This window comes from Ramlibacter agri, assembly GCF_012927085.1.
Lineage (GTDB): Bacteria > Pseudomonadota > Gammaproteobacteria > Burkholderiales > Burkholderiaceae_C > Ramlibacter > Ramlibacter agri.
In genome coordinates, this window is the sequence record NZ_JABBFX010000001.1 from 1,470,936 (window position 1) to 1,484,685 (window position 13,750).

Consider the following 13,750-nt stretch of genomic DNA (forward strand, 5'->3'; position numbering starts at 1 on the left):
CACCGTGTAACGCTGGCCGTGTAACGCACATTTTTCCGTTACACGGTGGGAGAAAACGGGGCGCGCAAGTGCCCGCGTCTTGCGAAACCGTTTCCAAGGACCCGGAGCCGTCTGGGCGGCCTCTGCCGACTGTCCTACATCGTCAGAAACGCACGCGGCTGTGATCTCTGCTACCTTTTCGGCTGTGAATACCTTCGGATCAAAAGGCGTGGCCGCGACGGTGGCCCTCTCAATCGGCGCAGGCCTGGGCGCGGCCGCGTACGCCGAGTGCCTGAACCAGTGCGCGCTGTCTGGCTGGCCGGATCGCCAGGAGCAACCCCACACAGAGGCCGTCGCGGTCTCGACGGGCGCAGTTGCGCTGCCGCCTGCGGCGCTCGGCACCAGGGCGGCGACCGCGCTATCCACCACGGCGTTCTCTTCCTAGGGCTGGGGCTCCCAGGCCCTGGCCGGGGTTGCGCTGCGTCATTCCTGCGCGCCTGCTGGCTGCCGCGCGCTGGGATTCGCATCGGCGATGGCGCGGTCCATGCGTGCCGCGGCGGCCTGCGCCGGGGACCGTGCGGGGTCACCCGCGGCCGCGATGCGTGGGTTCCTATCGGCCCGCTCCGGGTGCAGCGCCATTCTGGCCGGCTGCGCCTTGGAGAGGACAGCGATGGCTTGGGCCGCAGTCAGGTCGGTGTCCGTCGCCAGTTGCACCGCGAGCTCGTGATTCCGCCTAGCCTCCGGCGCCTGGATGATGGCAGCGCATCGCGCACGTTCGCGATGCTGTCCCTCGGCCTCCGGCTCGCGGCTGCGCGCGGTGCGCGAGTGCTGGCGGGGCGTGGGTGCCTTCGCTGGCGCGCGCTGGCTCTTAGGGGGACTCGCTGCCCCCGGCGCGCGCGGCGTGGCCTCTTTTGCTTCCCGGCGTGCGCGCGGCGCGGGCGCTGGCGCGCGCAGCACGGCAAGCCGAGCGAATGACAGGACGCGCGCGAGGCCGGCTCTCAGTGCCTTGCCCATGCTGCCCATGTTCGCCTGTGGCATTGTCACTGCGGCCTCACTGCTGCGGCGCTGCCGGCCACTCGATGTTGCGCGGGAAGCCGGCCTGGCCGGCGAGGTCGCGCAGCGCCTGTCTGTAGGTGCCCCAGGGCGTGCACACGGAGTCGGGCACGTCGCGCAGCTGCGTCCAGTCGCAGGCGAGGAGCAGCGCATCGCGTTGCGTTCGCGCCGTCGCCGCCAACTCCTCGTCGTTCACGACGCGTTCGATCGCTACCGGATGTCCCTCGGCGTCCGCAGCGATCTGCTTGCCCTCGGCCTCGGCCCGCAGCAGCGCCGCATGATCGGCGTCCGATACCTCGACGGCATCTTGCGGGATGATGCATCCTTCGTCGCCGGGTGTGCCGTGGATGACGGTGTCATAGAAGCCGCCCGTGGACTTGGCAAAGAATTTCATAGCTGACTCTCCCGGTGATCAAGTGCCGATGGCGATCATGAAGACCGCCGCAGTGCTGCCGCTGTTGTGGGTCAGGCGATAGGTGGATGCCGACACCCCAACGGCTTCCACGTTGATGATCCCGCTGCTGGCTCCGTAGTGCGATGCAACGATGCCGATCGGGCCGTTGGGGAACGTGGTGCCGAAGGTGTAAAGCGTGCCGCCGCTGCCGGTCGGCACGTTCTTCGATCCCCACTGCAGGATCATGCCGCCGACGCCCAATGGCAGGTAGCCGGGGTCCGCGATGACGGTGCCGGGGAACAGCACGGCCGATTTGCGAATTGCCGTGAGCAGCTGGTTGTACGTTGACTTGCTGGGCGTGATTCCCGCCGCAGACAGCACCGACATGATCTCCTCCTGAAGCATGTTCAGGAAAGAGGCGCGCACCAGCGTTGCCGACACGCCGCTACCGGGATTGCCTTCGGTGAAATAGCCCTGCGTGCCCGCCGCCTCGGGCGTCGGCAGCGACGCTTGAGCGGTGGGGTCATCGATACGAAACATGCAGACTCCTTGTCGTTGTTGAGAGATGCCGCGGCTCTCGCGGCTATGCGAGTCGGCGCACCAGCGAACTGATCCGCGACTCCTCGGCGTCGATTGACGTCCCGTCGGCGCGGTGCTTGCGGGTGAATCCGCTCGCCTGCGGCGCCGAACTGGTGATCTCCGAGGGGGCAACTTGTCCTTGGGCGGCGATGCGGGCCGCATTGCCCGCGCGAGTAAGTTCGCCGGGAGAGTCGCCGCGTCGGATGTAGGGCCTGGGGCGACGATCCAAGGGCACGAACGTACCGAGGGCCTTGCCGGCGGCGAGGCTCGCTCGGATCGGCGCCAGAGCAGCAGAGAGATGGGCCGCCAGTTGCGCGTGTTCGGGATCCGGCTGTTCGGCCAGCAGATTTGTGCCGAAGCGCCGCTCGTAGCCGACTGAGTTGCTGAAGCCCTTGGGGTCGGGCACGTAGGCCGCTTCGACGAACTCCCGCACAGCCCTCGCTTCTCCCGTCGCGCCGATTGTGCGGAGTGCGGCGAACAGCCCCTGCAGAGGCTTGACCTTCTCAAGGAGCTCCGCGCGCGCCTGCTCCATGACGCCGTTGCCGAAGGCGATCAGGTCGTTCTGCAATACGATCACCGCAGCCTGCACGGCCTCGTCATGCTCCGGCGCCCGCGCTTCGTGCACGATCAGCACGTTCTTTGCCCTGGCGAGGGCGCGCTGCTTCGAATCGAGCGCTTCCGCCAGCTTTTTGATCGCGGCATCGAGGGCCTTCACTTCGCTGTCCTCGGCCGTGCAGCGGTCCGCGTCGGTCACGGCGAGCTTCGCCGTCAGCTCCTGGGCCTCGACATCGAGGAGCGGGATCTGCGCCGCGGTTTCGTCGATGGCTGCGCGCGTCTTCTTCGCCTTCGTGATCAGTTCGTCGAGGGTCTTTTGGTGCGCGAGCAGTTCGGCCGGCAGTTCGTAGCCGGCGGGAAGAGTGGTGTTCATGTCTCCGTCCTTAGCGTGAAGAGTTGAGGTGTTTTTCAAGACGCGCCTCCGGGCTGCATCGTCAGGCCCACGGTGGGCTGACCCAGGCCGCGCACGGCCCGGACCGTCACCCCAGGCGGCGCGATCACTTCCAGCTTGATCGGACGTTCGCCGCTGTCACCGCCCTTTGCGACTTGGCTGTCCCGTAGCGCCGCGGCGACCGCCTGGGCGATCATTTCCGGGGTGTAGGGGTTCTGACCGTTCTCATGCTTTGTGATGGCCGAAATCAGCGGCGCCAGCACCTTCGGGTCATGCAGGTCAAGCTTCTGGTCGATGCCAAATCCGGTCTGCCGGGACACGTCGGAGAGGTAGGCCGGCACGTTGTTGCCGTCACCAGCCGGCGCCCATCGGTTGATGACGCCGCCCAGGGTGTTGATGCCGTACTTATCCTGGTAGGCCATCAAGTTCTTACCCATGGCCGAAAGCCCGGCCTGCGGCGTGGCGAATGTAGCGAATCCACCGGCGGATCCAGCGCCAGGCCAGCTGCGCAAGTTCCCCGGGTTGTTCTGCCGGATGCCCTGCGGCGAGTTTCCGCGCGGGACCTGGCCGCCGCTGGCGTCGTTGCCGCCCCAGGTTCCAGTCGCTCCGCTGCCCCACAAACCCGTCGCGCCGCCGCCCTGAAATTGCTTGCCGATCTCTCCGAAGATAGAGCGCGCCGCCCAGGACCAGGGCCCGTTGTTCCAGATGTTCTTGCCAGCTTCGCTGAACAGCGTCCCAATCGCCCCCGAGAACCCAGTTGCCTTCTGGAGCTTCTCCGCCACTGCGCTAGTCGATTGGGCTGCGACGTTCAAATCGAGCCACTTCGCGATCAGGTTGCCCACCGAGACGCCGGCCGCATCGATCGCCGTCTTCGTCTGGTTCCAGGATTGCGCCTGTTGCTCGTTCGTCTTGACCTGTTCTTCGCTCAGAATCCCGAGCCGGCGCACCTTGCCGATGTACTCGTCCAGCTTTAGTGTTCCTTGGTTCAGCAGCGGCAGCAAGTCGGTGATCCCGAGCATGTCCGTGAGGTTGCGCGCCTGGTTCTGGTCCTTCATGTGGCTCACGAGATCGGCCACATCGCGCAAGGTGGCAAGTGTGTCGACTGCGCCGTCCTTCGTCTTCTTGATCGAGGCGCCCATCTGCGACATGAGAACCGGCACCTGCTGGTTCCGGCCAGCAAGAGCATCCGTCAGGACCTTGCCCATTGACTGGAGACTCTGGTCCATTACTTCGGTTTCCAGGCCGGCGAGTTTCGCCGCGCCACGGTACTCCTGCAGCTGATCGGTCGTGATGTTCAGGCCCTTCGCCGTCCGGCCGATGTTCTGGCCCATCTTCGCCATCGTCACGCTGACCGCAGCACTGCCGCCGACGATGGCCGCGCCAGCCGCCAGGAATCCGCCGACCGGGCCGCCGATCATCCCGAGCGCGGACGCGATGCGGGCGCTGCCGCCGACAATGGAGTTCTCCGCTAACCCGAAGGTGCTGCCGAAGACCGTCACACCCTTGCCAACCTTCTCCAGCGCCCACAGGGGCCGCTTCACCAGGTCGTTGCGCCCCAGGGCCTGCGAAAAGGACGTCAGGGAGCGCTTCGCGTTGTCGTACGGCCGGAAGATCGAGCCGATCTGCTTGTTGACCTTGTTGACGACCTTCGTTGCGCGGTCCGTCGCAGTGATCGTGATGTTGAACTTGTTGTCAGGCATCGGCTCATTCCTTCGCGGTTGGGCGATGTGGGGAATGTAGGAACCCCGCCTTTTCGGCGAGGCCGACGGGTATCGGGTATTCAGCTCTGGCGCGGGTTAGCGGACGATGCCTTCCGAAAAAAGGGTATTGCCGGGGGGGTATTGATGACCGCTTTCCAGGCCTGCTTCATTCGTCAGGCCAGTAGGTCGCCTGATGCTCGATCCAGCCAGGCAGCCATTGCTGCAACGCTGGCTCCCTCTGAAATCGGGCGCGCACACTGCGAACGGGTACGCTGAACCGGCGGACCAGGGCGTCGGCGATGGGAACAGGGTCCCACAGCGCGGCTCTGACTCCCTGTTGTCCCGCAATGCGTCGTGCTTCGACCAGCCAGTCGGGCGGATCGCCCAGTTCCTTGCGCCACCTCTCCTCACTCCATCCACGCAGATCCCGGAATGCGTTTGCGACTTCCTTCGGCTCGAGTAGCCACGCGTGTTCGGTCGGACTTGAGGCAGGCACAGTCGGTGCCTCGCGCTCTAAAAGTGAGGGCGCGTCGAAGGGCGGCTCAATCTCCGCTTCGTGAAACGCGACAAAGCCCATGCCGGCCAGCCAAGCCGCAACGTCAGCCGACGAGAACCAAGGCGACCCGCCGGCGACCAGCTGATGCCGCGCAACGGGGACACCGTTTGGATACCGCGGGCGCGGCCCATCGCCGCCGTGGACGACGCCTTGGAAGCGAAGCAGCCACTCGATCGTGCTGCTGTCCGTGATGCGCTGCGCCAGCAGCTGCGCCCAGGCACCGGCGCTCAGGAGGGCATCGGCGGGCGGCAACGCTAGCCGCATGGTGTGATGAGGCATCATCATTCCTCGATCTCCGGTAGGAAGTGCGCGGAACCGCGGCGCGTCGGAGCCGGCGACAGATACCGCATGCGCCAGGGTGGCGCGAAAGGTGAAGTCAGCGCGTTAGCCGCGAGCGCTTCCGACAGCGCTGCAAGCACTCGGTGCCCTGCGTCGGGGGCTGACTCTGATTCAGGTTCCATCGGCAACGCCTCTGTAACGCTTCGAGCGTTACCGCTCCGCTTCGTGTTCAAGTCGTAGCTCCTTCTTGGGTGGCAATTGCCATCGCGGTGCCATCCGCTTTGCCATCTACAGCGGATAGCAAATCGGCTTGAATGCCCCCGGATTTGGGACCGTTGGCAGGCGAAACAGTCCCGCTTTCGGGTGCGTTGGTCTTCCTAACAGTCCCGTTTTCGGGGTCGCTTATCACGCTGGAATCCAGCGTGGCTACATCGGAGTCACGCGTGATGCTGGCGTGACTCGATGTGACATCGCGTGACGCCGCGTGCCCCTGCACGACGGGGTCAAGGTCGGCGATGAATTCGTCGGCCAGCTCCAGCGTTGCGAGGCTGTAGGTGGTTTCGTGGTCCAGGTCCTCACGTCCCGCGCTGGCAACCGCCCAAAGGCACTCGTCCAGGTGCTTGATGCGCGCCTGAAGCGTCCGCAGTTGGCGCGTGAGCCGCGCGATCGCCGCATCCGGGTTCTGGTGCGCGCTGGCGAGGATCAAGCCGGCCTGCTCCGCGAGGTGTCGCAGGTGGATGCGGTGCAGCGTGATGCTCGCCACCTCGCCGATGCCACAATCCTGCTCCAACTCGATGCTGTCGCCGTCGATCTCGAAAGCGACGTCGTAGATCTTGGTCAGCATGACGTTCCCCTCGAAACCGATTCGGTTTCCCGTGGGTTACGCGTGGCTTGCGACTGGGCTCCCGCTGGGTTTTGCGATTCCTGGCCGCCCGCCTTCTTTGCGTGCTCGTAGGTCTTGCCGTTGCCGAAGCCGGCGGCCTTGGCGGCGATGTCGCGGGTGCGGGAACCCTCGGGAAAATTTTCCACAGGGTTGGCGGTTCCAGCTTTCATGCGCTTATCGGCTTGATCGCGCAGCTCGCCCTCCAGCGCCTTCCCAATCTCCACCCGCTCGCTCACGGTGAAGTCCTTGCGAAACTCGTTTTCGGCGTCCGCGAGCCAAGCGTGGTCGCAACGGTTGCCACGGCCGATGGTCCTGCCACTCGCTGCACAGGGATGGCAATAAGTACTTAGGAGTCCAGTTTTTGACCCATGGCTTTCGAAACCAAGAAATTCCGCCTTCATCGTGAAACCCGCGCCAGCATTGGGTTTGCGGCCGATTCGGCGCATTTCCCCAGGGTCAGTTTTTGACCTGGTCCGGGGAGCCATGGTCCATTTTTTGACCCGGTTATGGGCTCAACCGGGCCAATTTCTGACCCGGTATGGGTCATTTTTTGACCCTGGGTTTCTGTTTTCCCCGCATCGTCCTCGGCCGCCTTCTCGCTCGCCCTGATCGCCGCTTCGGCCTGCGCCATGCTGGCGAACTGCTTCCAGTCGAACGTCGCCTTGCGCGCCTCGATGTGCTTCGCGGGTACCTCCAGCACAGGCAGGTCTGTGATGCGATACAGCGTCGGCATGCGCTGGCCGCCGCGCGTCGCGCCGCCCTTCCTGGTGACCGCAATGAAGCCCACCGCCTGCAGCGCTCGCAGGCTCTTGGCCAGCGTGGTCTTGCTGGTGATACCGTGATGCCGAGCCACCGACAGCGGTAGCGACAGGTCGCCGTTGTTCGTGCTGCGCAGGTGCCTCAACAGCGCGATGTAGATGCGCTGGTCCGTGGCGCTGAGCGCTCTCCATGCGTTGGAGTCGAGCAGCTCCCAGTACAGCCTGACGTGGCCGCCGCGCGGATCCTTGGGAGCCTTGTTGCCGGCCACTCACGCCACCTCCGCGGGCTTGGTGGCGATCGCCAGCACCCGCTGCACGAACTGCGTGCGCTCGCGGGCTCGCATTGGCGCCATCTCGGCGAGCACATGTTGCTGGCCGGCGTGGTCCAGACTGCAAATTTGCAGCGCCAGGTGCGCGCTGACCTTGCCGGCCACCAGCTGCGCCCAGAGCTCTCCGCAGCCGAGGCGGTGCACCTTGGCGACCATGGAGTACAGCCGCGGAGAGACGCCGGCAGTTGCGCAAATTTGCGCGATGGTGACTGCGGTCATACTGCGACCTCCGCACCGTGAAGCAGCCGCGCCAAGGTGTCCAAGCTGCCGCTGTAGCTGGTGCCGCAGGCTGTCACCAGTAGGAACCCGGAAGGCACCTCCAAGAGGCTGTGGCCGGCGCGAGCAGCGCGCTCCTGCAACTTGGCGAGTCTGCCTGGCTCGTGGCGCTGCGCATTGCTCTGGGGACTGTCGAAGTGCTGTGGCTTCATGCTCGCACCTCGCCTGTCAGATGAGCCCGCTCCAGCGGTACCAGCGCCGCTTTCACGCGGTCATAGGCCTCGCGATAGTCTGCGGCGCCTTGCAAGGCGTCGGCCGCGATGAGCTGGGCCACGATCAGCATGCCCTGCATCGGCACCGCAGCGCTGGCGCGCGAGCCTGGCGCAACGCCGGCAACCTTGTTCACCAGCCGATTCACGTTCATGTGCAGGAAGCGCTCGTGTGCTGCGTCGGCGCCCAGCGCGTGGAGCGTGTCGTGCAGCTGGTGGTACGTCGGCAGGTACTCGGTCTGTCGCATCTGCGAGGCCCTGCGCGCGGCCTGGAAGGCGGCGACCAGCCGCACCTTCAGATCGACCACACGCTCCGTGTTCCGCGACATCGTCAGCAGCAGGAAGGCTTGATCCTCTGTGAGCAGTGCGTACCGCTCACGTTGCCCGGTGCGGCTTTCCACCGAAGGTGCTTTTTGAAAAAGCACCTTGCCGAAGTGCTCAAACCTGTCGGCGTACTTGTCGACCAGCGCCAGCACGGGGCGGTGCTGGTTGCGCAGTTCCTGCGCGAGGAGGCGACTGTCGACGCGGGGCTGATCGCGAGCGGATGTCAGCACCAAGTTCTTGCCCGGATCGGCCGGGGTCGGCACAATGGAGGCCTTCGGTTGCTTCTCGTTTGCGCTCGGCTCGGCTGGTACCCGGGCCGTTCGCTTGTCTGGGCTCAGCATTGCGCCACCTCCTGCTGCAGGAGGGCTCGCGCTTGGGCGAGGGCCTCGGCGAGCTCGTCTGGCCGGATCTCGCGGGTCCAGGCGCCGCGGGTAAGCACGATGGTGGGTTCACCCCTGTCGTTGCGACTGGGCGTGGCGACGATGCCGAGGAGAGCGGCTTCGGCGCAAGCCGTGGCGATGATCTTCCGGAGCGGGGCGTGTGCGGCGGCGTAGGTCACGGTGCGCTCCCCGCCAGCCACTGGAGGGCCGCCTTGTAGTTGCTGAATTCGCGCAGGCCGAGGTCCAGACCGCTGCTACGCATCCGCAGTTCGATGTGGGGAAGGCCTGCGGCGCGCGCCCGGGCATTCACGAAGATCGTGATGCCACGTGCACCGCAGGCAATACGCAGGTGCTGCTCGCTCGGAGAGGCGGTGCGGGACCCTGAGGGCCTCGGATTGGAGAGGCAGGCTTCCATCACGAGGCCTCTACCTTCCGACCCTGCGCCTTCGCTTCGAAGGCCTCGATTTCGGCCAGGGACCAGTACGGCGTGGCGTCGCCGAATGGGTAATGCGGCGGAGGGATCACGCCCGACTTCACCTTCGCGTAGAAGGCGGTGTTGGACATGTTGTCCCAACGGGCGCGGAGCCGCGGACCGCGGATCCAAGTGGGCTTAACGTCTTCGGTTTCGACTCGTTCCATTGCGTTCATCCGTTGTGGGATGAACGCAGTTTCTGAGGACGTGCAACTCTCCACTAGAAAAAGCAGTTGCCCCGGTCAAAACTGACCGGTGCCTCTAGTTTTTCTTGCGCGGCGCGGCAGGCTGCAATAGCGGCAGTACTCGGTAACCCTCTTGCTGGAGGCGCTGGGCCTCTTTCAGTGCGGCGCGGAAGCGCTTGTCACGCTGCCGGTCTTCATCGTTGGCCGCCATCGGCGCCAGCGCATCGCCGATTTCTTTCACGCTCGCTCCCGCGGCGTCTGCATCAAGAATGCGGAGATACTCGACATACCGGTCCGTGTTCTGAGCGCGGCTTTCGATAGGCTCAAAAACGCCGCGCTTGATTCGCGCCTGACGCTCCGCACGGACCGCCGCGAGCAACTGCGATTCGATCACGTTCAGCGGTAGTGAGAGATCAACCTTCGCGACCAGCCACTTTGTGTTCTTCTGCAGGCCATGCGGGTTATCCGCCGTCTCAGGAATACCCGTGCCTTTGTCCACAAGCGTGTAGTCCCAGCCAGCGCTGGCGAACACGAATGAACCTCCATTGCTGGATGGGTCCACCATCACGTTGAGGCCCCACTGCTGCGCGCGCTCGACCGACGCCCGAAGCAGCACATGCGGCAGGTCGTCTCCGAATTCCTGCAAAACCAGTTGCGGATCGCGGCTTTCTAGCGTTGCCGCATAGTCCTTCAGCGCGCCCCACGCCTCTTGGTATGCCGGGTTTCGCCGAAGGAACTCCCATGCGACGCGGACCAGCGACGCGGTCTGGAGCGCGGCATAGGCGGCAGCATCGCGCCACGACGGGCGCAGGAAGGGCTCGGTCGAGCCTGACGGTCGCATTTCCATACCTCATGGAAATCCTGAATGAAAGGAGCCGCGCCGACCCGCCAGGTTTGCGGGTGTTCGGGGATCAGCCTAGGCGCGGCACGCACATTGTCGGCGGAGCCTGTGGCGGTCAATCCTGCGCGTCGACCAACACCTTGCCTATATCCTGCTGGCGCATGGCTCCGCCGTTTGCGAGATGGCGTGGAAGTTGATCCTGGAGCAGGAGGTGGGCCAAGTCCATGGCTCGATCAAACCGCTCTTCCAACGAAGAGTCACTTTCCACCGGGTCGCCTACGCCGGACATCACGATGCTGGCGGCGCCATGCAATGCATCCCAATCTGCGGCGGTGGGCTCGTGCCGGCCCTCCTTGAACTCACTGATCATGCGCGAGACGTAGCAGCCGGCTTGGCGCACCGTCTCCAGGCGCGCCGCGCTGGGGAAGTCCGTCTCAACCAGTTTTGACGAGGCTTGGCGGATCCCTTCCTCCAGTTGCGCTTGGTCCAGGATCTTGGCCGCAGCGGCGAAGGCGTCGAGTGCAGGCTGCAGCGTCGCACCTAAGCCAGGATGCGTGTCCGGCATGAACCGCGCGCCGAGAATCATCGCCTGCGCAGGCAGCACGATCTCGCCGTAGTAGTCGTCGGCGTTGCCGATCTTCAGCAGGGTCGTGCCGGCGTCCAGTACCTTCTGCGCGTCGTGGACCAACTGTCTGGCGAACGCGTCGTTGCTGCTGCGCGGTTCGATATGGAAGGCTTCGCCCATCGCGCTCTCGGCGCGGTCGATCAGCGGCGCCACGTCCGCGCTCCAGGCGTTGGCGCTGGGTTGCGCAGCCGGCAGCTCTTCGGCCTCTTCGTCCAGGTACTTGGTGTCGGGGCCGCCCACGTATGCCGCATGCGTAAGGGTTCGGAAGTACCTCACCGGGTTGGGCCACGTGCCGGTTTCGCTCATGGCCAGGTACGCCGTCAGCGCCGCTGCGTAGCCATCGCGGCCCCAAGGGTCGAAGGCGAGTTGTTCGATGACATCCATGACTGCGTCGACCCACTGCGCAACGTCGCGGCCCCGATACTGCGGATCGATGTCAGTCGAGTCGTCCTCGCGGTCGAAAATTCTTTGCAGCATGTCGGCGAGGAGAACGAAGCCGCGCTCCATCTCTGCCGCATAGAAGACATCCTCACCGATGGAAGGAAGCAGGCGCTGTTCCAGCGTGTCATAGAGATCGCCCTGCATGTCGCGACACTGCTTCAATACAGCCTCGATCGCCTGCTTGCCCGCGCGCGCTTGCAGAGCGGCGCCCAGGACCATGGATTCGATCTCGCCGAACCACTTCACCCACCGCGCTGCAACCTCCATGGAAGGCTCCTGCGTGGCGGCCGCGGCGAGCCATGCATGCAGGCTGCCCTCCGCGTTGGCCATCAGGTCGCGGACGCTGACATCCTCTGCCTCGCAGTTGGCGTCCTCGGCGAGGACGAACAGTTCAACCAGGGCGTTTCCCAGACCGAGCAGCCGCTGCTTCCATTGGGCCGCCTCATTGGTTCCGAAAGGCCGCTTCGACGCGGACTTGCGGCTGCTCTCGTTTTGCCTCCTTCGTCTGGGCGATTTCGGGCGTACCGATGATTCCGCGACAATGCCGTTAGCCATGGTCAGACCTCCTGTAAAGGTATGGCTGTGGTCAGAGGCCGGTTTGGTGTTGCTGCACCTGCCGGCCTCGCCTCTTGCCCCGCTCGCGCCGCCGCGGGGCTTGGCGGTGTTCCTCTGCTGCTCTGCCGAGATCGCACCTGCTTCGGCAGCAATTTCGGCCTCTGTACTGAGACGCGATTCGAGAATTTCCTTGGCCATGTCGTACTCCTGACGATTGCTGGATGCCTAGAGCGTCTTTGCGCCGTCGGCGAGACTGACCGCGTGGCGAAGAGATCGCCAGGGCCGAATTCCTATTCGGGCTCGTTTGCCTGATCAATCTTCTTGCGCACCCACGGCGCGCCGCCTAGCCGCAAAAGCTTTTGCTTCTGCGTCGGCTCCATCTTGATCATCACGGGCACCATGGCCTCGCTCCCAACCGGCTTCCTGCCGGCTCCGGGACGAGCTCCACCTCTAGGGCGTTGCGACTTCATAAATGAAATGGTAAACCCAAATCAAACGACAAGCAAACACCGTTCGTCCTTACGCCGCGGGGGGGGCGTACAAGAACGCGCGCTTAGGTGGCGCGCTTGGCCTTCATAGGCACGACCTTGCCCCCGGCAGGCAGCGGTTTGGCCAGAAATGCCGCCCAGTCGTTCATCATCTGCCGGCGCTTGTCGAACAGCTCACCGCGCCGGTACGCGGCCTCGACTTTGTCGCCGATCGTGTGCGCCAGTGCCATCTCCGCGACTTCGCGGGCGTAGTTCGTGCGTTCGCTGGCCCAGTCTCGGAACGTGCTGCGGAAGCCGTGCGGCACCGCTTCCAGATCCATGTCGCGCATCACCTTGGTGAGCGTCATGTCCGAAAGCATCGTGTTCTTCCGTGACGGGAAGAGCAGGTCCGCGCCGTCAACACGGGGAAGGGCGCGCAGCAGCTTCACCGCTGCGGGCGACAGCGGCACGCGGTGCTCCTTGGCCGCCTTCATGCGCTCCTTGGGCACCGTCCAACTTGCCGCCTGCAGGTCGAATTCTGGCCAGCGCGCGCCGCGCACTTCGCCGGATCGCGCGGCCGTCAGGATCGCGAGCTCCAGCGCGCGGGCGCCGAGGCCCGGCTTGGCTCTCAGTTCCACCATGAACGCCGCTGCATCGTCGATCGGCATGGCCTCGTGATGCTCGCGGTTCGCGACCTTGTTTGGCGCCGGCAGCAGCTTGTCGAGGTGGCCGCGCCAGCGCGCCGGGTTCTCGCGCGAGCGGTAGCCACGCACAGCCGCCCAATCCAGCACCGCCTCCAGGCGACCGCGCAGGCGCTTGGCAGTCTCGGTCTTCTTCCGCCAGATCGGCTCCAGCACCCTCATGATCTGCGCCAGCTCCACGTCCCGAACGAGCATGTCGCCGACCACGGGATAGGCGTACTGCTCCAGGGTGTTCGTCCATTGCTGTTCGTGCTTCGGGTTGCGCCACTCCGGCGCCTTCGCCTCGATGTACGCCGTCGCGCACTCCTTGAATGAGCGTGCGGCGGCGGTGCTGGCCTTCAGCGCACTGCGCTGCTCACGGCGAGCCTCGATGGGGTCGACGCCCTGGTCGATGAGGGCCCGCGCCTGGCGGGCCTTGTCCCTGGCCAGCGCGAGCGTCACGTCCGGAAAACCACCGAGGCCCATGTCCCGGCGTCGGCCGGCTATGCTGGCGCGCAGCACCCACGTACGCGCTCCCGAGTCGAGCACCTGCAGGTACAGGCCCGAGACGCCGCCGACTGCATGCATGCCGGGCTCCTTCAGCCGGCCGACCACCAGCGCTGATAGCTCTTGCGCTTTCCGAGCCATGTCACATATTCCTTCCGCCATTTTCCGCCACCCCACGTGGCACCCATCAATACTAGTGGCATTGGCCGGAATTGGGAAGGATTGATCGGAATACGTGAAATACCCTCACCAGAGGGAAAACGCGTCGGACGCGCATTGTTTGGAACGGTTCGGAATTAGGCGGAGGCGGTCACCGCTTCCGCCAGAGGGTT

At 65.1% G+C, this 13,750-nt stretch carries 18 protein-coding genes; 1 reads left to right on the top strand and 17 read right to left on the bottom strand.

The window, feature by feature from the left end:
* Positions 1-184: 184 nt before the first annotated feature.
* Complete coding sequence (locus HHL11_RS07085) at positions 185-424, top strand: hypothetical protein (protein ID WP_169417707.1); 240 nt, start codon at positions 185-187, stop codon at positions 422-424.
* A gap of 38 nt (positions 425-462) precedes the next feature.
* On the opposite strand, the gene HHL11_RS07090 is transcribed toward HHL11_RS07085, so the two are convergent.
* The 17 genes from HHL11_RS07090 to HHL11_RS07170 form a co-directional block, all read right to left on the bottom strand.
* Positions 463-993, bottom strand: a complete 531-nt coding sequence (locus HHL11_RS07090) for a hypothetical protein (RefSeq protein ID WP_169417708.1) — start codon at positions 991-993, stop codon at positions 463-465.
* A 37-nt stretch (positions 994-1,030) separates the two neighbouring features.
* Positions 1,031-1,426 (bottom strand): tail fiber assembly protein, encoded by a 396-nt coding sequence (locus HHL11_RS07095; RefSeq protein WP_169417709.1) that lies wholly within the window; start codon positions 1,424-1,426, stop codon positions 1,031-1,033.
* An 18-nt stretch (positions 1,427-1,444) separates the two neighbouring features.
* Positions 1,445-1,966 (bottom strand): gp53-like domain-containing protein, encoded by a 522-nt coding sequence (locus tag HHL11_RS07100; protein ID WP_169417710.1) that lies wholly within the window; start codon positions 1,964-1,966, stop codon positions 1,445-1,447.
* Positions 1,967-2,009: 43 nt separating this feature from the next.
* A complete protein-coding gene (locus tag HHL11_RS07105) occupies positions 2,010-2,933 on the bottom strand; it encodes a hypothetical protein (protein WP_169417711.1) in 924 nt (307 codons plus the stop codon).
* A gap of 35 nt (positions 2,934-2,968) precedes the next feature.
* Positions 2,969-4,651 carry a hypothetical protein gene (locus HHL11_RS07110; protein WP_169417712.1) on the bottom strand — a complete coding sequence of 561 codons (1,683 nt, stop codon included), beginning with the start codon at positions 4,649-4,651 and terminating at the stop codon, positions 2,969-2,971.
* Positions 4,652-4,817: 166 nt separating this feature from the next.
* The gene (locus HHL11_RS07115) at positions 4,818-5,492 is read right to left on the bottom strand and encodes a hypothetical protein (RefSeq protein WP_169417713.1); all 675 of its coding nucleotides are present in this window, start codon (positions 5,490-5,492) and stop codon (positions 4,818-4,820) included.
* A gap of 223 nt (positions 5,493-5,715) precedes the next feature.
* A complete protein-coding gene (locus HHL11_RS07120; RefSeq protein ID WP_169417714.1) occupies positions 5,716-6,330 on the bottom strand; it encodes a hypothetical protein in 615 nt (204 codons plus the stop codon).
* Positions 6,324-6,815, bottom strand: a complete 492-nt coding sequence (locus HHL11_RS07125) for a hypothetical protein (RefSeq protein WP_169417715.1) — start codon at positions 6,813-6,815, stop codon at positions 6,324-6,326. Before HHL11_RS07125 ends, HHL11_RS07120 begins: the two co-directional genes overlap by 7 nt.
* Complete coding sequence (locus HHL11_RS07130; protein WP_169417716.1) at positions 6,767-7,396, bottom strand: hypothetical protein; 630 nt, start codon at positions 7,394-7,396, stop codon at positions 6,767-6,769. The genes HHL11_RS07125 and HHL11_RS07130 overlap by 49 nt, the downstream gene beginning before the upstream one ends.
* On the bottom strand, positions 7,397-7,675 hold the full coding sequence (locus tag HHL11_RS07135; protein WP_169417717.1) for a hypothetical protein: 279 nt from the start codon (positions 7,673-7,675) through the stop codon (positions 7,397-7,399). It lies immediately after the preceding gene.
* A 205-nt stretch (positions 7,676-7,880) separates the two neighbouring features.
* Positions 7,881-8,606, bottom strand: coding sequence for a Rha family transcriptional regulator (locus HHL11_RS07140; protein WP_169417718.1), 726 nt, complete (start codon positions 8,604-8,606; stop codon positions 7,881-7,883).
* Positions 8,600-8,824 carry a hypothetical protein gene (locus HHL11_RS07145; protein WP_169417719.1) on the bottom strand — a complete coding sequence of 75 codons (225 nt, stop codon included), beginning with the start codon at positions 8,822-8,824 and terminating at the stop codon, positions 8,600-8,602. The genes HHL11_RS07140 and HHL11_RS07145 overlap by 7 nt, the downstream gene beginning before the upstream one ends.
* On the bottom strand, positions 8,821-9,060 hold the full coding sequence (locus HHL11_RS07150; protein WP_169417720.1) for a hypothetical protein: 240 nt from the start codon (positions 9,058-9,060) through the stop codon (positions 8,821-8,823). Before HHL11_RS07150 ends, HHL11_RS07145 begins: the two co-directional genes overlap by 4 nt.
* Entirely contained in the window at positions 9,060-9,209 is a 150-nt protein-coding gene (locus HHL11_RS07155; protein WP_169417721.1) for a hypothetical protein, read from the bottom strand. Before HHL11_RS07155 ends, HHL11_RS07150 begins: the two co-directional genes overlap by 1 nt.
* A gap of 169 nt (positions 9,210-9,378) precedes the next feature.
* Positions 9,379-10,149 (bottom strand): transcriptional regulator domain-containing protein, encoded by a 771-nt coding sequence (locus HHL11_RS07160; protein WP_169417722.1) that lies wholly within the window; start codon positions 10,147-10,149, stop codon positions 9,379-9,381.
* Between the two features lie 109 nt (positions 10,150-10,258).
* Positions 10,259-11,962, bottom strand: a complete 1,704-nt coding sequence (locus HHL11_RS07165; RefSeq protein WP_169417723.1) for a hypothetical protein — start codon at positions 11,960-11,962, stop codon at positions 10,259-10,261.
* A 355-nt stretch (positions 11,963-12,317) separates the two neighbouring features.
* A complete protein-coding gene (locus tag HHL11_RS07170; protein WP_169417724.1) occupies positions 12,318-13,559 on the bottom strand; it encodes a tyrosine-type recombinase/integrase in 1,242 nt (413 codons plus the stop codon).
* Positions 13,560-13,750 lie beyond the last annotated feature (191 nt).